The 23,401-nt window shown below is 42.5% G+C and carries 13 protein-coding genes; 8 read left to right on the forward strand and 5 right to left on the reverse strand.

The window, feature by feature from the left end; genetic code table 11:
* Nucleotides 1-8 precede the first annotated feature (8 nt).
* From HMPREF9009_RS06455 to HMPREF9009_RS06490, 8 genes are all read left to right on the forward strand, one after another.
* Nucleotides 9-1,796 (forward strand): RagB/SusD family nutrient uptake outer membrane protein, encoded by a 1,788-nt coding sequence (locus tag HMPREF9009_RS06455; RefSeq protein ID WP_004299745.1) that lies wholly within the window; start codon nucleotides 9-11, stop codon nucleotides 1,794-1,796.
* Between the two features lie 29 nt (nucleotides 1,797-1,825).
* Nucleotides 1,826-3,778: a DUF5006 domain-containing protein gene (locus tag HMPREF9009_RS06460; RefSeq protein WP_004299746.1), complete on the forward strand. Its 1,953-nt coding sequence runs from the start codon at nucleotides 1,826-1,828 to the stop codon at nucleotides 3,776-3,778.
* A 47-nt stretch (nucleotides 3,779-3,825) separates the two neighbouring features.
* The gene (locus tag HMPREF9009_RS06465; RefSeq protein WP_032811979.1) at nucleotides 3,826-6,021 is read left to right on the forward strand and encodes a hypothetical protein; all 2,196 of its coding nucleotides are present in this window, start codon (nucleotides 3,826-3,828) and stop codon (nucleotides 6,019-6,021) included.
* A 27-nt stretch (nucleotides 6,022-6,048) separates the two neighbouring features.
* Nucleotides 6,049-8,088, forward strand: a complete 2,040-nt coding sequence (locus HMPREF9009_RS06470) for a GLUG motif-containing protein (RefSeq protein ID WP_008024441.1) — start codon at nucleotides 6,049-6,051, stop codon at nucleotides 8,086-8,088.
* 183 nt (nucleotides 8,089-8,271) lie between these two features.
* Nucleotides 8,272-9,138, forward strand: a complete 867-nt coding sequence (locus tag HMPREF9009_RS06475) for a transposase (protein WP_004310695.1) — start codon at nucleotides 8,272-8,274, stop codon at nucleotides 9,136-9,138.
* Nucleotides 9,139-9,340: 202 nt separating this feature from the next.
* Nucleotides 9,341-11,980 (forward strand): glycoside hydrolase family 2 protein, encoded by a 2,640-nt coding sequence (locus HMPREF9009_RS06480; protein WP_008024445.1) that lies wholly within the window; start codon nucleotides 9,341-9,343, stop codon nucleotides 11,978-11,980.
* 161 nt (nucleotides 11,981-12,141) lie between these two features.
* On the forward strand, nucleotides 12,142-12,453 hold the full coding sequence (locus HMPREF9009_RS06485) for an iron-sulfur cluster assembly protein (RefSeq protein ID WP_004299750.1): 312 nt from the start codon (nucleotides 12,142-12,144) through the stop codon (nucleotides 12,451-12,453).
* Between the two features lie 72 nt (nucleotides 12,454-12,525).
* Entirely contained in the window at nucleotides 12,526-13,290 is a 765-nt protein-coding gene (locus HMPREF9009_RS06490; protein ID WP_004299751.1) for a UDP-2,3-diacylglucosamine diphosphatase, read from the forward strand.
* A 165-nt stretch (nucleotides 13,291-13,455) separates the two neighbouring features.
* Here the strand turns inward: HMPREF9009_RS06490 and HMPREF9009_RS06495 are convergent, their stop codons facing one another.
* The 5 genes from HMPREF9009_RS06495 to HMPREF9009_RS06515 all read right to left on the reverse strand — a co-directional run bounded on the left by HMPREF9009_RS06495 (nucleotide 13,456) and on the right by HMPREF9009_RS06515 (nucleotide 23,298).
* Nucleotides 13,456-15,732, reverse strand: coding sequence for an alpha-amylase family glycosyl hydrolase (locus tag HMPREF9009_RS06495; protein ID WP_004305044.1), 2,277 nt, complete (start codon nucleotides 15,730-15,732; stop codon nucleotides 13,456-13,458).
* Between the two features lie 163 nt (nucleotides 15,733-15,895).
* Nucleotides 15,896-17,377, reverse strand: coding sequence for an Outer membrane protein SusF domain-containing protein (locus HMPREF9009_RS06500; RefSeq protein ID WP_004305043.1), 1,482 nt, complete (start codon nucleotides 17,375-17,377; stop codon nucleotides 15,896-15,898).
* Between the two features lie 25 nt (nucleotides 17,378-17,402).
* Nucleotides 17,403-18,575, reverse strand: coding sequence for a SusF/SusE family carbohydrate-binding protein (locus HMPREF9009_RS06505; RefSeq protein ID WP_004324583.1), 1,173 nt, complete (start codon nucleotides 18,573-18,575; stop codon nucleotides 17,403-17,405).
* 35 nt (nucleotides 18,576-18,610) lie between these two features.
* Nucleotides 18,611-20,221, reverse strand: coding sequence for a starch-binding outer membrane lipoprotein SusD (gene susD, locus HMPREF9009_RS06510; RefSeq protein WP_008024454.1), 1,611 nt, complete (start codon nucleotides 20,219-20,221; stop codon nucleotides 18,611-18,613).
* Between the two features lie 29 nt (nucleotides 20,222-20,250).
* Complete coding sequence (locus HMPREF9009_RS06515) at nucleotides 20,251-23,298, reverse strand: SusC/RagA family TonB-linked outer membrane protein (RefSeq protein ID WP_004299756.1); 3,048 nt, start codon at nucleotides 23,296-23,298, stop codon at nucleotides 20,251-20,253.
* Nucleotides 23,299-23,401: the final 103 nt, after the last annotated feature.

Here is a 23,401-nt window from a genome sequence, read left to right on the forward strand (position 1 = left end):
CATAAGATATGAAAAGAATATATATAATGGCTTTTGTAGCCGCTTCAATATTACCATTTTCATCCTGTTCAGATTTTCTGGATAGAGAACCGATAACCAAGCCGGAAGCCGGTAATTTTCTGACAGGTGCCATACAGGTTGAAAACTATATTAACGGACTATATATGACGTTGCCGTCTTTTAGTAAGTTCGGTTTGGGAGTTCGCAGTGAAGAAAAGAATAGTGACAATATTATTGCAGAAAAGTATGATGCCCGTTTGCATGGACAGAATAACCAGTTTAGCGGAGCTTCCGATTGGCAGACTGGTTATCAGAACCTGCGTAAAGTGAACTATTTTTTCCATAATTATAAAGTACCCGAAGCACAGGAAAACGAAGATGTACTGTCGTTGAAAGGGGAGGCTTACTTTTTACGTGCCTATTGGCATTTCGATTTATTGAAGAAATTCGGTTCTATTCCGGTAATGGATGCTTTTTGGGATGAGAATGCGACAATCGCAGGATTACAGATTCCCGCAAAGACACGTAATGAGGTAGCCCGATTTATTTTGAGTGATTTGGTTGAGGCGAAGAATCTGTTGCATTCGCGCGGTAAATATTCCGGAATTCGTATCAATAAAGAAGCTGCCATGGTTTTGGCAATGAATGTGGCGTTGTATGAAGGAACTTGGGAAAAGTATCACAGCAGCGATGATTTTGCATCTTCCACTAACGAATCAAATTATTTCTTGGGTGAAGTTATTAACTGGGGAAATGAACTGTTCGGTTGTGGCATTGATCTGTATAAAACCGGGCAAAATCCGGGAGATGCTTTTGCGGCATTGTTCAATAGCAAAGATTTGTCAGGAATGGGCGAAGTGCTATTGTGGAGGAAATATTCGAGTGATGAAGGAGTCTTTCATGATGTCAACGGTAATCTGAAGGCAGGTGTTGTCGACTCGGAAGGAGCTGCCGGAATTACTCAAAGCCTGGTGGATAATTATCTGAATGCCGATGGAACATTTATTGATCCGACAAATGAGAAATTTAAGGATTTTAAGGAAACATTTGAAGGCCGTGACCCTAGATTGATTCAAACGGTGATGAATGAAGGTGCCAAATTTGCTTCTGCCACTACTGCGACCCCAATGCATCTGGAAGAATATACGGATGAGAAGAAGAATACTATTAGTCCTCCTAAATTGGCAGGAGATGGAAACACACGTTCTTTGACGGGTTATCACATCCGTTTGGGAATAGATACCACCTTTGTAAGTGGTAATGGTGAGACTGCTTTACCTATTATTCGTTATGCCGAAGGTCTTTTGGCTTATGCAGAAGCTGCTGCTGAACTGGAAATGTGGAGCGATGATATAGCGAATAAGACATTGAAAGCGCTTCGTGAACGTGCAGGAGTGAAATATCTGGCACCGGCAAAGGATGCTAATTTCACCGATTTCGGTTATACATTGACTCCTGTTTTACAGGAAATCCGTCGTGAACGCCGTTCTGAACTTGCTTTGCAAGGTTTCCGGCTGGATGATCTCATGCGTTGGAAAGCCGATAAACTGATTGTCGGAAAGCGTGGTAAAGGTGCTTATGTAGGTGATGAATCTATTTTATTCAAATCTTACAGTCCGGATAATCAGAAAAGAATCAGAGAGCGTCTGACCCTTGATGATAACAAATGGGCGGATCCGATGGCCGGGACTCTGCCAAGCGGATATCAATTCCATGCAGATAGGGATTATCTGTTACCGATCCCTCCTTCAGAATTGGAATTGAACAAAAAGTTGAAACAAAACCCGAAATGGTAATCATTAATAATGATATAATAGGATAGATTATGAAGAAATATTTCTATAGATTATTACCAATTTGCCTGTTTATCCTTGTAATGACAGGCTGTAATGACACCGAGACGGTTATCTCTATCGGAGAAGCCCGGAATCTGGTGGCCGAAATCAGTACTCAAAGTGCTGCTATCGGAGATAATGTGACCTTTACTGTGAAGGTAGATCAGCAAGACAATCAGTTGGCACTCGAAGAAGATATAGACGTTGTTCTGACTTTTGCAGGTAAGAATGTAGAAGGAAAGGATGTCCCTGTATCTGATGTCTTTGAAGGCTTTGCTGGTCATCTTTTTATGAAGAAAGGTGAGAAACAGGGATTTACCGAATTTAAGGTAAAGAACGATCTGGCTAAATATCCTATATCGGGTACTATCACCGCTTATGTCAGAGGATACAAGATCAATGCGGCTGAACGTCCGATTGTGGTATCTGATAAACACTACACCATCTTGTCATTGAAGAACAATTCGGACAATACGGTGAAAGAGTATGGCTCATTTATTCTGGTCGCTACGGTAGGAGCGTCAGCTAAGGAAGATGTAGTCGTTCATATTGATGCGGGTGAAGATGCGGATAAATATGAGAATCTGCCGAGCGAATTGGTGGTGAAAGCCGGGTATAAAACAGCTGAATCTGAACTTATATGGGTGAAAGGAGAGAAAGGACCGAATACTTTCACTTCTGTGTCTATGTCTTTTGCTACCGATTCTGAAATTCATCCGGTATATGGGGACGAGTTGGAAATTAAGGTTACTGATACGGATGCAGGTTTGACTCCGGGCACCGAGTTAACCAATGAGCAATGGGTTTATACAGATCCGGATCAGATATTTGTATCAGCCAGCAATAAAAAGGCTGTAGAAAAATGGGATGAGGTCAGAGCTGCGTCAGCACTATTGATAAAGGAGGGTGATCCGCATCCGAATGAAGCGTTAGCTGCTGAAGGATGGACATTCCTGAATTCTTATGAGTTCCATCCGATTGATGCTTTGACAGAAGGTACCGGACTCCCCAATCAGTATGGTAATCGTCCTCCACGTTTTATGGCGGCACAGAATGTGGCTAACACACAGAAAGTACAAGCGGTTGTAAATGAGAAATATGCAACGATGACTCAAGATGGATATTTGAAAATGTGGTGTGCGTATGATCCGGGAATCAGTGTGACAGGGGAAATTACGGGAACAAGAGATTTTGGAGTTTCCTCCCTCTATGCAAGTAAGTTTGATGGTGTGCCTACGGGTGCTGATTCTTGGGAATCCAGCAATGTACGCATTTTGCCGGGCACTCGTGTGGAAGTTAGAATCCGTGTGCGTGGAAAGAAACACTCTTTCAACTCGGCAGTCTGGTTCCAAGGAAATATCAGAGGTGTGCAATGGTCTACCTATGGTGAGGTTGATCTTCTGGAAAATCCGGCTACCAATGCGAATCCGAATGGCGCTTGGCAGACTTTCCACTGGAATGATATATCCACTTCATCCGGTGATAAGTATAAACCGTCTTCAGGACAGTTGATAATATCGGATATGGATGAATTCGATATCTATTGGATGGAATGGAGAGATAATAACGAGATTGCTTTAGGTATTAATGGTAAAGAGAATGTACGCATGAGGACTGACGGCAGCTATACCGGAATAGCTAATGGAACGGCTTCATGGAACTCGTCTACACATTGGCCGTTTACGGACAAATACAATACGGAAGGGTTACATTTACTATTGACATTTGCCGGATGTAATGAATGGGCGCTTGGTGACGCTGCGGCAGAACAGGCTGCTAAAGATGGTAGTTGGGCAAACGACTTTAAGCATATTTCTTATCAGGAAAGTAAGTCTAGCAATGATACGCCACGTATGGAAATCGACTGGATACGTTTCTATAAGAAGCCAACCTACGACTATTTTGGAAGTGGTACTCCAACGCGTAACAAACCAATGTATTAATGGTTGTTGAAATAAAGATATTTAATCGAACAAACTTTTATATAGTTATGAAAAAGGTTTATCACTTATTGAGCGTTGCACTGCTGGGCGCAATGGCACTAACCTCTTGCGAAGAGGACAAGATGGTGAATGAAAATAACGGTGAAGGGAACGAAACCGACAAGAATCTGACTGATTATTCATTTATAGCTTCTATTAAACAGTCCGCCCCTTTGGGTCGCAGCAATTTGCAGAATGGAGTGTATACATGGAATAAAGGAGATGCTGTTACATTATGGAATCGCAACTTCGGAGCCGGCTATGATTTCTCTATCACCCCGGGGTATAATGACAACCAACCTGACAAATCTGCTGAATTCACAGGAAAAGCTGCTGTAGAAAATGGCCATAAGCTGATTGCGGTATTTCCACGGAAAGAAGCAAAAACATTTAATGACCTGGCTACCTTTTCTATGCCGGAGACATTTACTCAGACTGGAAAAACAGCAGAACTGGCAGCCACTACCTATATGGTTGCCACCGGGGATGTGACTGATAATAAGATTCCTGCATTAACGTTTTCACCATTGACTGCATTGATACAGTTTGGTTTGAAAAACACGTCGGACCGGGAACTGAAGATTCGCTATATTACGCTGGAGAGTGATGATGATGTATTTCCCGCAGAGTTGAAGATCGACGAAGACGGAGTGGTACAGAGTCTTTCAGGTATGCGTAACAAACTGACACTTGACATGAGTGGACAAGCATTGGCGCAGAATGAAACATTAAACGGGTATTTGAATATATTACCTACAACCTATGGTGATACCCGGTTGATGAAAAGTACGACCGAACTGAATATTACAGTAAGCGTTTTGAATAATGAAGTGGAACAGGATATTATCCTGCTGAAAAAAGTAAAAGTCAAAGATTTGGAGGATAACATCGGACTTGATATGGATGCTACTGCCAATCAGTTTGCAGCCGGCAAGCATTATAAAATGGATTTTGAGGTAGATTATCGTTTCAGAATTCCTGATGAGGGCTATATGATCGATGATGATGGAAATATTCATATCTATAATAAGACTGGATTATTCGGATGGAATAAAATTGCGGATGAATACCGTAAGGCAACTGTTACTTTAGAAAAAGAATATATCGATGAACCGGCAGGGGATGGAATAAAAGTGATTGATATGGGTAATGAACTTTGGGAACCTATTAGTGCGTTTGGAGGTGTATTTGAAGGTAATGGTGTTACCATCCGCAATTTGCAAATAGCTAATAAAGGTTTTATAGCTACCAATACGGGAACTATCCGGAATTTGACTTTGGAAAATGTAAGTTTCTCTGCTGATATCACAGAGGGAGCAGGAGCATTGGCTGCCGAAAGTTCAACGAGTGTCATTCAGAATTGTACAGTCAAGGGAGTGACTGCAACCGTTATAAAACCGGTAGTTTTTGGTGGTTTGATCGGTCGAAACTCCGAAGGAAGAATAGAAGGTTGTCAAGTTATCAGTGGAACTATTAACCTTAATTTGAGTGGTGCTGGTAATTCTAATTATGGTGGCTTGGTTGGTGAGCATTTTAATGGAACGGCTCTTATTATAAATTCGTATGTCGGTGCAGATGTAACAATCAAGCATCCTAGTAACTCTAGTGGTGCATCCTGTGTCGGCGGACTTGTTGGCTGGAACAACTCCGGTAAAGTCAAAGGTTGTTACTCATTAGCCAAACTTGAGGTTTCTTGTTCCGGACAAGTAGGAGGACTTATAGGGGCTAATAGTAACGGTACGGTTCTGGCCTGTTATGTAGCCGGTTCAATTAGTGGAACTATCTATAATAATACTGGCGGTTTCATTGCACAGAATACCATTAATAATGCTGATGCTACTGTGACGGCTTGCTACTCGACCACGCAGATAAATGTGACTAATAATGCTGGAAGTAATAAATTGGGAGCTTTCGTCGCTTCGAATTCAACAGGAATCAACCAGTGTTATTTCGTAGGCGAGACGGTGACTAATCCTGTAGGAAGCGGATCTGTAAATGGAATTAGTAAGGTAACAGCTACTCAACTCAAGGATAAGAAACGTCAGATGAATTTGGCAATAGAAGCCAAGGATCCAGAATTTGGTTTTAGCTTTAAAGTGAATGAGGATGCCGGAACTAATATATACTGTCCGTTGATTCTACAGGGGGCTGTGAAAGAACCTGGCTTCGGTGGATCAGATTTTGGAGATGGTGGTGATATTTAAATAACTGATAACAGAAAAAAATAAATCATGAATAAAATCTATTCTTTATTAGGGATCGGGCTGCTAAGTGCAGCCACCCTAAGCTCTTGTAAAGAAGATGTTTTCATTGAAGGTGGGGATGAACTGCAACGGGGAGAATCACAGACTTATGTGGCTGTTGCTTCTATCCGGGGGTATGAAAATACGGACAAAGAATCGTCTACACGTGCCAACGTACAAGATGACGGTAGTTCCTTTATGTGGAATGCCGATGATAAGGTTACACTTTGGAATGGAACAAATGGCTATGATTTCACAACCATAAATTATGATGAGAGTGAACCGTCTGGAAATGTGGAATTTGCAGGGAATGGTAACTTTGAAGAGGGAGCTACTGTTTGGGGAATCTATCCGAAAAAAGATGTTCCGACTTCAGGGAATGTTTTCACTTTTACGTTGGGAGATGCTACGCAAAGTGCTCAAAAAGCAGAGCTGCAGAATACGATGCACATGCTTGCTAAAGGCACGGTGAATGGGACTACCGTCACCAATCTTAAGTTTGAACATTTGACAGCTCTTTATCAGTTTAAATTCACCAATCGAAGACCGGATGCCTATAAAGTGACAAAGGTGGTTGTTTCGGCTGATGCTGCTATTTTCCCAAAAACGTTGACAGTTTCGGGAGAAGAGAAAACGTATGGTGATAAAAGTAATAGTCTGACTTTGTCTATGACAAGTTTGGACATGGCAAAGAATGAAGTTGCATACGGTTATTTGAGTTTCTTCCCGATGGCAGACATGACAAAGGATACAGAATTAACCTTTACTGCTACGATAGAAAAAGTGGGAGATTCTTCCTCTACGGAAACAATAGAGAAAAAAGGAAAGATCAGTGAACTTTATAATGCCGAATCGGTGGTAGCAGGAGATGAATATAAATATGTGGCTGGAAAGCGATATGGTATATCATTTATGCTGGTGGCAGACTTGGGATATGAGGAGACTGAAGCGGGTAAGTATTTAGTCAAGAAAGAAGACGGGTTGATAAATTTGGCAAGTGAACCGACTGTTATGACGAATGCTGCTACGGTAATTACATTAGATGCTGATCTTGATATGTCGACTAAAGAGGCATGGGTACCGGTTACGGAGTTTAAAGGTATATTGGACGGCAATGGCAAGACTATTTCCGGTCTTACAATTGAAGCAACAGGAAACGATGCCGGTTTGTTTATAACTAATAATGGTATCATTAAAAATTTAACTCTTAAAGATGTAACAGTGAAACAAGTGTCAGGCGCAGCTGGAGCATTTGCAGCAATAAATACCGGAACGATTCAGAATTGCGTCATTGATGGAGGAGCGTTGACTGTCAATGGAGCAGATGCTAAGTTAGGGGCTATTACCGGACATAATCAGACTGGTGCGTCAATGATAAAGGATTGTAAGGTAAAAGGTAATGTGGTACTGACTGTTGCCGGTGGTAAAGTAAATGCCGGTGGATTGGCAGGTGTGAACGGATGGTGGTCTAAGGCACAAATACAAGGTTCTTCGATTGACAAGGAGGTATCCTTTGTATATAGAGGTAATGGTGAAGGTGCCATCGGAGGACTTGTGGGTTGGAATGTTCAGGGAACCATAACTGGCTGTTATTCTTTGATGACTATTACTGCATTTACAGCTGTGAATGCCGGTGGTCTGGTGGGAGGAAACGAAGGACCTGTAACCGCTTCGTTTGCTGCTGGTGAAATAGTGGCCAAAGCGTCCGGAAATATTGGTGGTTTGGTGAAAAATGGTGGAACTTTGACAGGATGTTATTCAACTTCTGTGCTTTCTGGCACTGCTTCTGTTACCATTTGTGGAATATCAACGGGATCAGTGACAGCAAACGAATGTTATTTTATGTCCGACGGAGTTTCGAATCCGGGTGGAAACTTACCAACTTCAACTAAGGTAAGCGATGCTGCTGCCCTTATTGACAAAATAGCATCCATGAATCAAGCGGTAGCTGGCTCTGGTTACAAGTATGTTGAAAATACAGGAACCGATAGTGCCAGAGTACCTTTACTCATTCAACCGGATGAATAATAATGCGAATCAGTAGTTGAAATCACTAGCTGATTCAGTTAGTTAAATTGTTATTATTCAATTAATTATCTCATTTATTTATTTCTTAATCTCCTTGAAAATCAGTATATTAGAAGAATAAAACCACTCATTATTCTAATTATGATTCCCAAGGAGAAAGAGCTAAAACTTATAAAAATATATATGTATATCTGCGATGTTTATCAGTCTTCACTGAAGTTCTACTGTCAGAGGTTCAGTAATAACGCTACACCGATCTTCACTGATCAGGAGCTGCTTACCGTATATCTGTTCTGCGGAGCGTATCAGCGCTATTTTAGCATCAAAGAGATACATACATTCACCAAAGAATATTTGCTTTCCTGGTTCCCTAACCTTCCCTCTTATCAAACATTCAACTATCGGCTGAACCTGATGAGTGAGGCGATTAATGAACTGGTGAAGCATCTCATTACTTTCTTTAAACCAACAGATTGCGATTCTATGATATCACTTATTGACTCCATGCCCATCATTACTTGTGCAGGAAAGAACAAAACCGGAAAAGTGGCTACTGAAATTGCCACTAAAGGATACTGCTCTACAAAGAACATGTATTATTTCGGGCTCAAACTTCACACCTTAGCTTTCCGCAGGGAAGGAACCATTCCATTCCCCGAAATGATCATCTTATCATCGGCAGAGGAGAATGATCTGACTGTTCTTAAAAGAGAAGCCGCTGATAGTCTTATAAACAGATATATATTTGCGGATAAGATATACTCAGACTTCTCGTTCTGGGGAAACAAACAGCAGGAACAAGGGGTAACCATGATGACTCCCGTTAAAGCAATAAAGGGAGAGGAGCCTATTATTACTCAAAGAGAGAAAGCGGGCAGAGACCTGTTTTCAACTGCAGTATCAAAGGTCAGACAACCGATAGAATCTTTTTTCAACTGGCTGAATGAAAAAACAAATATTCAAAGAGCGATGAAAGTCAGATCTACATCTGGACTTTTAGTACATACGATGGGCAAAATTGCCATCGCATTCATTTATCTAATTTTCTAAAACAAGGAATCAGAGTTCAACTACTGATTCGCATTAATAACTGACAGGTATTAGTTTGAATCCCCTTATTTATCCTTGTTTTGTATATGAAGAGGACAAATAGGGGGATTCGTATCTGGAATATACTATCTTTGTATGTCGAAGACATCTTTGGGTTGATTGCGACAGACAACATGACATTCATTATAAAATAAAACTTTATATGAGACGAATCTTTGTTAGCTTACTGCTTTTATCTCTGTTTTTTATGGGTTATGCCCATGAGCCGGAATTTTCAACAGCCGGTTTCTTCCGGTTACCGGATACCGGGCGTGATGTGTACTCGATGAATCCTGCCTGGCGCTTTTATAAAGGAAGTGTGGTGGGTGCCGAAGCAAAAGAATTTGACGACAAAACCTGGCAGGTGGTGTCTTTACCTAATGGTATCGAGTATCTTCCTACTGAGGCTAGTGGTTGCATCAATTATCAGGGGGAAGTATGGTATCGTAAACACTTTACTCCATCCGAAGCATTGAAAGGAAAGAAACTGTTTCTGCACTTTGAAGCCATTATGGGTAAAAGTAAGATTTATGTAAACGGTAAATTATTGGCAGAGCACTTTGGAGGCTATCTTCCCGTATCGGTAGATGTGACTGATGCATTAAAGTGGGGAGAGGACAATGTGATTGCGGTGTGGGCTGATAATAGCGACGATCCGACCTATGCGCCTGGAAAACCACAAGATGTGTTAGATTATGCCTATTTGGGAGGCATTTATCGGGATTGCTGGCTGATTGCACATAATTATGTGTTTATCACGGATCCGAATTACGAGAACGAAATAGCAGGAGGCGGACTGTTTATTGCCACAGATCGTGTATCGGAGCAATCGGCAGATATTCTCTTGAAAGCGCATATACGTAATGAAGACAAACAGGGCTTTGCAGGAAAAATTTCCTATTCTTTAGTAGACCGTGAAGGAAAAGAAGTGGCATCGTCAGATGTGAAACTGAATATCCGTAAAGGGACTGCGACAAGTCATAATGGAAAGATGAAAGTAGAGCAGCCGCATTTATGGACTCCTGAATCACCTTATCTGTATAATCTGTGTGTACGTATTTATGATAAGAATGGAAATGTAGTAGACGGTTATCGTCGTCGCGTCGGTATCCGTAGTATCGAATTTAAGGGAAAAGATGGCTTCTGGCTGAATGGAAAACCTTATGGTAAACCTTTGATGGGAGCTAATCGGCATCAGGATTTTGCAGTTGTAGGAAATGCGGTTGCCAATAGTATTCACTGGCGTGATGCCAAGAAACTGAAAGATTTGGGGCTGGAAGTAATCCGTAATGCACATTGTCCGCAAGACCCGGCTTTTATGGATGCCTGTGATGAACTTGGCCTGTTTGTTATCGTGAATACTCCGGGATGGCAATTCTGGAATGACGAACCCATTTTTGCCAAACGGGTTTATAATGATATACGTAATATGGTTCGCCGTGACCGTAACCATCCTTGTGTATGGCTGTGGGAACCAATCTTGAATGAGACATGGTATCCGGAAGATTTTGCCGGGCGTGTGAAAGGGATTGTTGATGAGGAATATCCTTATCCATCCTGCTATTCCGGTTGTGATGTGCAAGCCAAGGGCTCGCAATATTTTCCGGTGCAGTTTACCCATCCGATGGATCTTTCAAAACGTGATCCTAAAATAACTTACTTTACACGCGAGTGGGGAGATAATGTCGATGATTGGAGTTCGCACAATTCTCCAAGTCGCACAGCCCGTAACTGGGGAGAACAGCCCATGCTTATACAGGCTGCTCATTACGCTTCTCCTTATTATAATTACATTTGCTATGATGGTTTGTATAAAGAGTCTCCCTGGCATGTGGGCGGATGCTTGTGGCATTCGTTCGATCATCAGCGGGGATACCACCCGGACCCGTTCTATGGTGGATTGATGGATGTATTCCGTCAGCCTAAGTATTCTTATTATATGTTTAAGGCGCAACGTCCGGCTGTCGTTTCCGAGAGTTTGGCAGAAAGCGGACCGATGGTTTATATCGCTCACGAGATGACACCGTTCTCAAGCAGAGATGTAACGGTGTATTCCAACTGCGATGAAGTTCGTTTGACTGTGAATAAAGATGGGCAAACTTATACCTATAAAAAAGACAAGACACGAAAAGGAATGCCTTCTCCGGTAATAACTTTCCCCGGGATATTTGACTTTATGGTTGATAAGAAGATGACTCGTGAAAAGCATGATGCGGACGTCTATTTCCTGGCAGAGGGACTGATGGATGGCAAGGTGGTGGCTACACATAAAGTAATGCCCGCCCGCCGTGCAGAACAGATTCGTTTGAGAGTAGACAACGAAGGAATCGGACTGCGTGCTGATGGATCTGATTTTGTTACTGTTGTGGCAGAAATCACGGATAAGAATGGAAATGTAAAGCGTTTGAATAATTATTATATCAAGTTCTTTGTAGAAGGAGAGGGACGTATTTTGGGCGGAGCTAATGTCTTGGCAAATCCTGCTCCGGTGAAATGGGGCAGTGCTCCCGTATTGATCCAGTCGACCACGACTCCCGGAAAGATTAAGGTAAGAGCCAGTGTTTTGTTTGAGGGATCACAGATGCCTGTAAGCGGTGAACTGGAACTAACATCTTCCGTTCCAATGTATCCATTGATATTTGATAAGAAAGAAAAAGCGCTGCCTAAGCCATCCGAATCGTTCTCCATGGACAAGAAGAGTGATGCTGAACTGGAGTTGGAACGCCGCCGTCGTGAACTGAATGAATTAAAACTGAAAGAAGTGGAGCAACAACAGACAGATTTCGGTGAGAAAGTAGATTAAGACTACTCATTACAACAATTTACTGTTCCGGTGTGTTTTTTAGTAACCGGAGATAGAGAGTAAATGATATATTCTTTAGGCACGGGATACGCATTCCGTGCCTAATTTTTTATGTTTCATTTTTTATCTCTATCTTTGCGATACATAATAAATAAGGACGTATGGAAAAAATTGAAATAGAAGAGAAGATTGTAGCTATGCTAAAGACAGTGTACGATCCGGAGATTCCGGTCAATGTATACGATCTTGGACTGATTTATAAGATTGACGTCTCCGATAGTGGAGAAGCGGCACTCGATATGACGCTGACAGCTCCCAATTGTCCGGCTGCTGATTTTATTATGGAGGATATTCGCCAAAAAGTGGAGTCAGTAGAAGGAGTGAATTCCGCCACCATCAATCTGGTCTTCGAACCTGAATGGGATAAAGACATGATGAGTGAAGAAGCCAAATTGGAATTAGGTTTTCTTTAATCGTTCTATGTCAGGCAGTGCTCTGATTTTATAAGTTGTAATTCGTTATTAGATCTCGTAACTGGTAATTAAATGAAGAACATTTATTTTCTTTCCGATGCACATCTTGGTTCTCGTGCTATTGAGCACGGGCGTACTCAAGAACGGCGTTTGGTGAACTTCCTCGATAGTATAAAGCATAAGGCTTCCGCCATTTATCTACTGGGAGATATGTTCGACTTCTGGTATGAATTCCGGCTGGTAGTTCCTAAGGGGTACACCCGTTTCTTGGGGAAGCTCTCCGAACTAACAGATATGGGTGTAGAGGTGCATTTTTTTATAGGTAATCATGACATCTGGTGTGGAGACTATCTCACCAAAGAGTGTGGTGTCATCATGCATCGCGAACCATTGACTACTGAAATCTACGGAAAGGAGTTTTATCTTGCTCATGGTGACGGCTTGGGTGATCCGGATAAGAAGTTCAAGCTACTTCGTTCGATGTTCCACAGCAAAACTTTGCAAACGATGTTTTCTGCTATTCATCCCCGCTGGAGTGTTGAATTGGGTTTAACATGGGCTAAGCACAGCCGACAAAAACGGGCGGACGGAAAGGAACCGGATTATATGGGAGAAAACAAGGAACACTTGGTACTATATACCAAAGACTACTTGAAAAGCCATCCCAATATCAACTTCTTTATTTACGGACATCGTCACATTGAACTGGATTTGATGTTGAGCGCCACCTCCCGTGTGTTGATTTTGGGAGACTGGATTAACTTCTTCTCTTATGCCGTGTTTGACGGAGAGAATCTCTTTTTGGAAGAGTATATCGAGGGAGAGACACAGGTCTAATTATGTTTCAACAAAATAAAAGGTCAGGCATAATACGGAACAAAATATAAAACAAGGGCACAAAGAAGTAGCAGAAAAATAACCTGCCATCTTTGTGCCTTTGTCGTTAGAGAATCTTCAATGCTTATTAGTTAAATCTTCCTTTCTGCTCAAAACACCCGCTCGTTATTCGGCAAAGTTGGTGTATAAGCGGAACTCGTGTGCAGGAACACTGATCTTTTTTTCTCCCTCCACGGGATTCCCATTTTCCAGATATAGATACCATGTACCTTCAGGAATAGTATAATCGATAGATGCATTGGTGAAATTCGCATACACATGAAGTTGTTTCCCATTCACAGCTTTCAATGTCAGTGTACGTCCATTATCCCAATCATTATAACTGACTTTCCAGGTAAATTGAGAAGAAGCGTTGAATAAATCGGAGTGTGTTGTCCGTAGAGTGATTAGTTTTGTATAAATATCTACCAAGCTTTTACGCTCTGTCTGATATTCCCAAAGGACTGGTTTCTTTCCGGTACGTCCATTTTCGTCTATTGAAATATCATACCCCATTTCGCCGAATTGCCAAAGCATTTTCGGACCTGGAACCGTAAAGAAGAATGCGGCGTTGGATGATAACTGTTTGAGCCGTTCGGACAGGTTGGTTTTTAAGGCTCCATTTCCGTATTCAATCTGTTTATAGGCACACCGCTCTTCGTCATGACTTTCCATATAGCCCACAAATTGATTCGGACGGGTGGTGTCATATAATCCGGAGAAATCACTATTATCTTTCCAGCCCATAGCCGACTGACAATAAGAATGGTTCATATTCCTCCAAAAATGAATTCCTTCTGTGGCTAAAGTTGTTTCTTCATTTGCACAGAAATGTTCCATGGTAACCATTGCATCTTCTTTGACAGCTTTTACGGCTTCGTAGTATTCTTTCAGTACTGATACACGAGCAGGGTCGGTTGCCGCCAAATCATCATCACCTGTTGTCTGTTTCTGTGTGAAACCTTTGGTGAAATCGAAACGGAAACCGTCGATGTGGTAAGTATCTAACAGATATTTCAGGTTGCGTTTGACAAAAGCTTTTGTTTGTTCTGAAGTGTGATTGAAATCATCCGGTGAAAAAACATACTTCTGATGCGGTGTTACAGCGTTCAGCCATGGATTCTTAGTGGAAGGGCGGTTATTAAACGTATCCCAGTACATACGGGCAAACGGATTATCATTGTTCGTATGGTTGTAGACTACATCGAAAATAACGGCGATTCCATTCTGATGGCAGGCGTCAATAAAAGCTTTATATTCATTTTGAGTTCCATACGAGGCATCCAGTGCAAAGTATAGTCCGGTGTTGTATCCCCAACTGTCATTACCTGCAAATTCTTGTACAGGCATCAGTTCGATAGCATCTATTCCCAGTTCTTTTAAGTAAGGCAGCTTTTCCATTGCTCCTGCCAGATTTCCACTGGAAGTAAAATCCCGCAACAAGAGCTCATAGATAACCGGATTTTCTTTATTCTTCATCTCAAATTCTCCGGCACTCCATTGATAGGGTTGTGGGTTTGTGCTTACGACTGATACGTAAGGTGCTTGTGCGCCAGTGGGAAAGTTGGTATCCACTCCCTTTTCCAATGCTTGCTCACAATAAGGATCGCACAAGTAAGTACCGCCATCCGAAGCACTGTACACAAAGTACTGGAACTGTGTTTCACCGGCAGTCAATTCCTCCAGAGTGATCCACCAGCAATGGTTTGTTTCGTCATATTTCATCATGTAGCGACTATCCAGTTTCCAGTTGTTGAAATTACCTGTTACAAATACACAATCTTTATGACCGCCCTGACTGTCCTTATCATATAATACAAGCGTTATCGAAGTGGCCGAATGGATATGAATACCCTCTTTTTCTTCTCCGGATATGGGGAGAGGGGCTTTTTGCGGTTCTTCCCAGATAAATCCGTTTTGACTATCTTCTACTAAAGTTGCGTAATCGTAGGTTTGTTGGCTACCTTCCGCATCACGTACAATCAGGTTAATGGTCTGTAAGGGAGTAGATGGAGCAACAGAATAGAAATGGCGGATAGATGAGGAAAGGGTGATACTCCACACATTGTCCTTTGTCTTTTTCAGTCTGTATTTATTCTGATTATCTCCCCATGTAGGTGCACCTGTCCAGTTTGCTCCTGTTCCGGAGTGTAAGTACAAGTCGTCAGCGTAACCATAGAAGTTACTTCCTTCGGGTGCTTTGAAGGTGATAGTCAGTGGTTCATCCGCTTTAGGAATAGCCGGATCAAAATTAAATCCGTCGTGGAGAACTTGTTCTTCCGGGGCAGGATCAGTTCCGGACGAAGGACGCTCGCCCGGCATCAACGGATCATCATCTGAACAAGCTCCAAAGCTGTTGAGTATCAGCAATAAAAGGAGCCAAATATATTTAAAGTCTTTCATAAGCCTTATTTTAGAATTCTTCTTCCAATGTAGTGGTACTATATTTAGCTTTGAGTGTGTCAGATTTCGATCATATCTCAAATCTCCTCTTTCCCGAAGAAGGAGACTTGAGATATGATCGTAATTGATTCTACTCGTTGTGCTGTTTAAGAGTGTCTGATAGTTATTCGACTTTACCTTTGCCTGTCGTAAAGTTAATATGGACTTTCTGACCGGCTTTTACATTACATTCGTAGCCAAGTTCGCTTAGATTATCCGATACGTTCTTATTCTCACGGTAAACGATAGTACCATCGCCTTCATTAGCCAGATCAAGTGTAAATTCGCTCTTCCACCAGCCTCCGGCATCTACAGCCGTAGTAGAAATACGTGCCATGCCTGTAACGGTTGCTGCCGGTGATATGAAGTCGCTTGTTTTATCGGTCGGAATCCTGAACAAGGTCGTTTCATCGCAATTCCACGAATTGTTAATCACACCTCCCAACAGGTAAACTTCCGGCAAACGGAATGAAATTGTTTTTCCTTCTGTAGTCACTGCGACAATTACCAGATACCATCCGGATTTACCAATGCCAATATTGCCTCCTGAGGATGTTAATTCGGCGAAATCAATTGCTTCCGGAGATAAGATTTCTTCGTCATAACCAAAGTCTCCTTCCCATTTTCTAACCGGAGCAAACTTGATTTGGTCTCCCGCCGTATAATATTGTATACTCCAGAACATTCCGGGAGTCTGTGTGACAGGAACCATTTCAGGAGCTACTGCCCAATCCCACCCAAGACTGTACGGAGATCCATTGATGTACATGTGCTCGGGTAGATCCTCCTTGATTGTGTATGTATAATCTTCTACATTAATCGTAATTTTCATTTTCTTTCCGCCGGCGCAGGTGAGATTATCCGGGTCGGCTCCTTCTTTATCCCTGAAAGCCAATAATCCCGGATCCGGATCTTCTATTACTTTGGAAGCACCCAAGGCTCTTTGCCAGGCATCCGGAGCTTCTATCGCACTTCCCGGGACAATCTTGAAATCAAACTTCTCTTCCGACTCGACGACTACTGAAAAGAGATACTGATTGTCTTTGTCTACTTCGAGCTTTGTGGCTGTCGATTTGTCCATCTGCCAGCTGTTTAGATCACCTACTATATAGTATTCCGTATCCACAGCCGGAGTTGCGACCGGAGTGATGGCAGATTGCATTTCCGGGTATTCAGTCAGTGAAGTTGCTTCACCGTTGGTTGTCATGACTACCGGTGTCAGCTTTAAAGTGACTTCGCGCTCTAAAGATTTTTGTGACTTATACAAACTTGCCACTTTTTGGTCAAGTTCTGTCAACCTGACTTTTATATTCCCATCTTTTACTTTTGACGGTAGATTTAATATCTGCCCTTCGGCAACTAATTCTATATTACAAGCTGTGAGTGAGAAGTTTTCTGCAATCGAAGAAACAGAGGCGATTACCACAGAATCGCCCGGCTGTTCTTCAAGTTTCATACTGGCAACCGGAGTTATATCTACCATTGCAGTTATAGCTTCTTCCTGGGGATTGGACTGGGGATCAGCCCAGTCCTTAAAATCTTCATCGCAAGCGGTGAAAGCTGCCGAAGCAAGCAACAGACACGCCATATATGATAATCTTTTCATGATATTCAGTTATTAAAGTTAACGATTATTGAGTAACGGAACCTGTTTTCTGAACAAAGTTCAGATTTATTTTCTGCCCTGCCTTAACGTTTATCGCATATTCAGGACCTATTTCCGACCAACTGTCAATCACACTTTTGTTTTCACGGAACACGATTTTTCCATTAGGTATAGCGAACTCCGTACGCCACCAGTCTTCTCCCGGAACTTTGACGGACATACGCAATTCTCCGCCTCCGGTGCATACCGGTGAAACAAAGTCTGCATCTGCCGTTGTTGGTGCTTGGAATTTGCCTTTATCGCCGAATGTCCAATCTCCTATAGCATTGCCTATCAGACAAACTTCGCCCGGAGCAATATCCAGCGTAAAGGCATAATCAGTCCCTTTGATGCTTACAGACATGATCACTGTATACCAGCCTGTGACATTAACGCTGATATTTTGTCCGCCAAATCCATCATCCGATCCGGTGAATGCATCCGAGGCTATTGTCAGACGTGGATCGTTGAATCCGATGTATTCTCCTTCTTTAGTACCGAACTTGAACATATCAGTGCCTCCGAAATAGAATAAACCGAAGAACTTGGACATTCCGTTTACTGCTGCCAAAGGCACCCAGTTGCTCCAATTACTACCTGCCATCGAGCCATTGATAAATATACTGGAAGGTAATTCGAGAGGCGGTACAGCTTTATATCCCAATACTTTGGGAAGTTCAATTACATTCGAAAAAGCGATGCCACGACCACTATTGGTCAGTTCCGCTTTCAGGCGTACATAAACGGGTATGGGAGTGGTCGGAAATTCTTCATCGGAGGATGCACTCCACAAGTCTCCCAGTGCCAATGCAAATTCTAAAGCTTTCACTTCCATTTTGGCAGAAGAATGGGTAGTACCCAAAGTTGTATAATTAGCTTCCGTATTTGTCTCTGCATGAGCGTCAACGAAATTTTCTTCCAGTGAAATTTGTACTGAATAAGTGGTTGCCATCGGAATCCCGTAATCCGGTTGTGTACAGGTTAATTCCAATGATTCGGAGTTTTTAAGGTCGTACACGTTGTTGGAAGCAAAAGCTGGCACATTCAGTACGAACGTATCCGGTTCGTTCAACACAGGGTTGCTGTCACGGTCTGCTTCACAGGCGGACAGAGCTAGTAGCCCCATTGTCAATGTAAATAGTTTATATAGGTTTTTCATTGTTTTCAGTCTTTAAAACGTGAATAAAGGTTCTATCAATATCCCGGATTCTGAGTCATATTTGTATTCGTCAGCGTTTCTGTTTTCGGTATCGGATAGAGATTATAGATCGAACTCACACCGTTTCCTTCAAAGGAACCGCCTTTCCAATCCCAGAGGTAGGTGCTTGAGGTGAAATAGCCATAACGGATCAAATCTGTGCGTCTGAATCCTTCCAGATACAATTCGCGGGCACGTTCATCCAGAATATAATCTAATGTCAGGTTATTGGCAGAGGGTATTTCTGTTGCTTTGGCACGGTCTCTGAGGGCTTTGATATCCAACCAGGCATTTTGTTGTGCATTTGCGCCGCCTGCTCTCAAATAGGCTTCCGCGCGAATCAGATAAGCTTCCGCCAAACGGAAGAACGGAATGTCCGTATCAGGAATTTTAGCATCGTGAGCGGGTTGTCCGTCCGAGCGCAGATTACTCCATTTCATAAATGAAAGTCCGTCGGTGAATTTACCTACACTTTCCAGTTCGGCTTTGCGACCGGTTGTATAGAACAAGGCGCGTTCATCTTTTGCAGCAGCCTGCACATCTCTCACATTCTGCCATTTATTATCGGTATATTCGGTGAAAGGAATATCCTCACTGTTTGCGAAGAACTTGTCAACCAGTGCTTTGCGTGTACGGATACATTCCCAAGGGTCATTTGTTCCGCGATTCGGCATGTCGCTCTTTTGCGTTGCAGCAATCAGGAAGTAACTTCCTCCGTAACTCTTTGCTTGTACACCATCCTGACGGATAGAAAGGATGATTTCTTTTTTAGCATCGGGATTTTCATCATTGTCTGCCATAAAAAGTTGTTCGTAATTTCCACACAATCCGTATCCATTGGAGGGATCGAGCACTTTGCCGGCATAGGTGATAGCATCATTCCAACGCGGTTGTCCGGTGTATACTTCGGCATTGAGATACAAACGGGCACGCAGCAACCAGCAAGCAGCTTTGTCGGCACGTCCGAAAGGAGCTTGACGCGGTTCGCTCATATCATTTTCGATGCTTTCCAGTTCGCTTTCAATATAAGCGAACAGTTCGGAGGCCGTCTTTTGAGGAGGATTCTCTTTGGAGAAGTGTTCGGTGAAAGGAGCTTTTCCGAAGGTGTCCATCAGATAATAGTAAAATAAGGAACGGAGAAAACGGGCTTCGGCACGTTGCTGAACGGAGGTAGCATCCTCTTTTCCGGCGATCTGATCCAGGAAGAAATTGCAGAGTGTGATATTATATGCTAAACGATTATATAATATTTCTGTCTGCTGATGAGAGGAGTTCCAACGCATATAAGTTAGTTCGGGGATACCGGCATTTTCTTGCCAGGTCCATATCATCTCATCAGTGCCATATTCATTGTTAGTGAAAAGAGCGCGATAGAAACAGGATTGACCTTCGTCCTTTACTGCGATATCCGGATCTTCGCTCAATTTTTGTCCGGTAAGTCCCAGTGAAGCGTATAGTTTGGTAAAGTACATATCTTGGTCGAAGGTGGCAGTCATCTGAGGATCGATTGGAGATATATCCAGGTCATTGATACAGGAGGTCATTCCGGTGGTCAGGCTAAGGAACAACGCTGCTGAAACTATTGATTTTATATATTTGAACTTCATAATAGTCTACTTTTTAATAAATTACAATCTTAGAACTGAAGACTTAGCCCGAACAGGATAGTGATCGGATGAGGATAAATGTTCCTGTCAATACCTGCTACTCCGGCATCATTTCCTGAACTGATAACCGATTCAGGATCGAGTCCTGTATACTTGGTGATAACGAAGGGATTCTGTACAGTACCGTAAATACGGCCGTTGATACCTTTATAAGCCTGGGACTTCAGTAAATTTTTGAAGCTATAACCTACTGTTATGTTATCACAACGCAAGAATGAAGCATTCTCAACGAAACGATCGGACAGATAATAGTCTCCCTTTCCTTCAAATCCCAGATTCACGGCAGCTGTCGGGCGGTTGGAATAGTATCCATGATTAAAGATTCCTCCCTTGCCGACACTGGATTTACTGGCCAGTACGTCATTGTACACATAGTTATTCAGGCTGGCACGGAGGGCAAAGCTTAAATCCCAATTTTTATAAGTGAATTTGGAAGTCAGTCCCATCAATACGTCAGCGGCAGGTTTTTTATAGATATATTTGTCCGAAGCGTTGATGACACCATCTCCGTTACGGTCTACGAACATGTTTTCAATCGGTTTTCCATCCTTATCATACACTTGTTGGTAAACGAAGAATGAGTTCATCGGATAACCTACTTTCTGTACCTGGCAGGTTGCACCGCTAATACCAGTAGATACACCTCCGGTTTCTACATAGTAATTAGAATCATCTCCTCCGGTCAGTTTAGTGATTTCATTTTTGTTCCAAGTGATGTTATATCCCAAGTCCCAGACAAAATCTTTGGTTACAATAGGTTTGGCATTGATGGTGAATTCAAGCCCCGTATTTTTTAATGAACCGATGTTGCTGATCAGTTGGGTATTAAAGTTAGTCCCCGCCGCAATCTTTACGGTATTGATTAAATCGTCGGTTTTCCGGTAATAGTAATCCATCGAGCCGGAGATACGTCCGTTCAGGAAAGCAAAGTCGAAACCTGCGTTATAAGTCGTTGTCTCTTCCCATTTCAGGTCTTCGTTATAAGCTTTAGGACGCATAGTGCCATAATAGGTATCCCCGAAAGGATAATAACCTCCGGCTGCGTTGACGCGGTACAGTGCCATATAAGGGAAATCATAATCGTCGCCTAAGTTCTGCTGACCCGTGATACCCCATCCGAGGCGGAGTTTCAGATCTGACAATACTTCTACGTTTTTCAGGAAATTTTCTTCTTTCAGTTTCCATCCCAAAGCAACAGAAGGGAAGCTACTCCAACGGTTGTCTTTAGAGAAACGGGAAGAACCGTCCTGGCGGAAAGTGGCTGTCAGCAAATAACGGCTAAGTAATGTATAATTTACGCGGGCAAAATAAGAAACTAATGTACTGTGATGTCCCCAGGCTGTTTGTGAGCGCAGATTCGGATTGTAGGCTTCGCCTGTTAACGGATTTGTTCCTTGTCCGACTTTATATCCGGTATAGTGGAAATGTTGCTCTTCACCACCCAGTATTACGTCGACATAATGATCCCCGATTTCTTTGGAATATTGTGCATAGGCATTCACCGACAGGTTATATTTGTAGCCGTAGTCAGTCCCGTTCCAACCATAGTAATAAGAGCCCGGGGCATAAGGTGAATTTACATTCTTTTCCTTACCTTCCGAGTAGTCACCGCCTACGTTAGCATGGATATGTAGGTCAGGGAGGAAGTGGAATTTATAGTCTACTTCTACATTGCTGATAAAACTGGTGTTTCTGGAAGTATGTTTCTTTAGTTTCAGTAGGGAAACAGGGTTGGCGGTTGAATTACTTTCCAGTGTAAGCGGCCATTCCGGATCGTTATATGAACTACCGTCACTGGTCGGTTGGTAGAATCCACCGAAGTTTTTGTACATGTCCGAAGAGTCATATACAGGTTGGGTCGGGTCCATGGTCAAAGCTGCGCCGATAGCCCCGTCGTCAGCATAACGTTGGTTGGCCCACATCATTTTAGCATTGATATTGAACTTCAGGTGATCTTTAAAGAAAGAGGGTGTCAGATTGACGGAGGCGGTATAACGCTCGAAATTAGATGTCATCAGGATCCCATTCTGATTGGTGTAACCGAAAGAAACACGATAAGGCATATTTTTCAAACCACCGCTTACAGTCACGTTATGGTCTGTACTAACGGCTGTCTGGAAAATTTCTTTCTGCCAGTCAGTGTTTGCTTCACCGAAGGGGCTTGGAGCATTTCCTTCACCATAAAGTTTGGATACGTATCCTTTGAATTCATTGGCATCCATTACGTCTATTGTCTTTTGCAGTATACCGGCGGAAACGTTACCTTCATAGTTCACCTGTGGTTTGCTGCCTGCTTTCCCTTTCTTTGTAGTGATGATAATCACACCATTAGAAGCACGTGAACCATAGATGGCGGTGGCCGAAGCATCTTTCAAAACAGTGAAAGTTTCGATGTCATTCGGGTTTACCATTGCCAAAGGATTAGTCAAACCTTGCACACCGCTATTATCCATTGCCAGTCCGTCGATAACGATCAACGGATCGTTTTTGGCGTTCAATGATGAACCACCGCGAATACGAATCGTAGCTCCTCCACCCGGAGTACCGCTGGAAATTACATTCACACCGGCTATTTTACCTGTTATCATATCCTGTGCGCTGGTGGTTACTCCTTTGCTGATTTTATCCGGCTTGATGGCAGTAACTGATCCCGTCAAGTCGTTTTTCTTTACTGTTCCGTAACCTACAACGACTACGGCGTCCAATACTTGAGAGTCATCTTCCAGTGTGACCATTACCGAAGGAGCTGCTTTAATTTCTGCTGCTTTGTAACCGACGAATGTAATGGACAGAATAGAATTTTGAGGAACATTCAATGTGAAGTTACCGTCAAAGTCAGTGATGGTACCCGTTGTGGTACCCTTGGCAATGACATTGGCGCCAATCACGGGTTCGCCCATAGCATCTTTCACATGTCCTTTGACTGTGATTTGCTGTGCATAAGCGCCCAATGATAAAAACATCCCTATTAACAAGGGGAGAATCGTTTGAACGATTCTAAATTTAACTTGCTTCATGCATTTAAAAAATTAAAGTTAACAATATAGTAATATTATTTCTCTCTCTTAAAAGTTTCTTTAAAAATACCTATTGAAAACACTTTTTTTAAGACTATCCTTT

Source organism: Bacteroides sp. 3_1_13, assembly GCF_001185845.1.
GTDB lineage: Bacteria > Bacteroidota > Bacteroidia > Bacteroidales > Bacteroidaceae > Bacteroides > Bacteroides xylanisolvens.

Bases quoted from the DNA above. Each gene is read 5' to 3' on its own strand.
- HMPREF9009_RS06455 (WP_004299745.1), top strand. From the start codon at position 9: ATGAAAAGAATATATATAATGGCTTTTGTAGCCGCTTCAATATTACCA.
- HMPREF9009_RS06460 (WP_004299746.1), top strand. From the start codon at position 1,826: ATGAAGAAATATTTCTATAGATTATTACCAATTTGCCTGTTTATCCTT.
- HMPREF9009_RS06465 (WP_032811979.1), top strand. From the start codon at position 3,826: ATGAAAAAGGTTTATCACTTATTGAGCGTTGCACTGCTGGGCGCAATG.
- HMPREF9009_RS06470 (WP_008024441.1), top strand. From the start codon at position 6,049: ATGAATAAAATCTATTCTTTATTAGGGATCGGGCTGCTAAGTGCAGCC.
- HMPREF9009_RS06475 (WP_004310695.1), top strand. From the start codon at position 8,272: ATGTATATCTGCGATGTTTATCAGTCTTCACTGAAGTTCTACTGTCAG.
- HMPREF9009_RS06480 (WP_008024445.1), top strand. From the start codon at position 9,341: ATGAGACGAATCTTTGTTAGCTTACTGCTTTTATCTCTGTTTTTTATG.
- HMPREF9009_RS06485 (WP_004299750.1), top strand. From the start codon at position 12,142: ATGGAAAAAATTGAAATAGAAGAGAAGATTGTAGCTATGCTAAAGACA.
- HMPREF9009_RS06490 (WP_004299751.1), top strand. From the start codon at position 12,526: ATGAAGAACATTTATTTTCTTTCCGATGCACATCTTGGTTCTCGTGCT.
- HMPREF9009_RS06495 (WP_004305044.1), bottom strand. From the start codon at position 15,732: ATGAAAGACTTTAAATATATTTGGCTCCTTTTATTGCTGATACTCAAC.
- HMPREF9009_RS06500 (WP_004305043.1), bottom strand. From the start codon at position 17,377: ATGAAAAGATTATCATATATGGCGTGTCTGTTGCTTGCTTCGGCAGCT.
- HMPREF9009_RS06505 (WP_004324583.1), bottom strand. From the start codon at position 18,575: ATGAAAAACCTATATAAACTATTTACATTGACAATGGGGCTACTAGCT.
- susD (WP_008024454.1), bottom strand. From the start codon at position 20,221: ATGAAGTTCAAATATATAAAATCAATAGTTTCAGCAGCGTTGTTCCTT.
- HMPREF9009_RS06515 (WP_004299756.1), bottom strand. From the start codon at position 23,298: ATGAAGCAAGTTAAATTTAGAATCGTTCAAACGATTCTCCCCTTGTTA.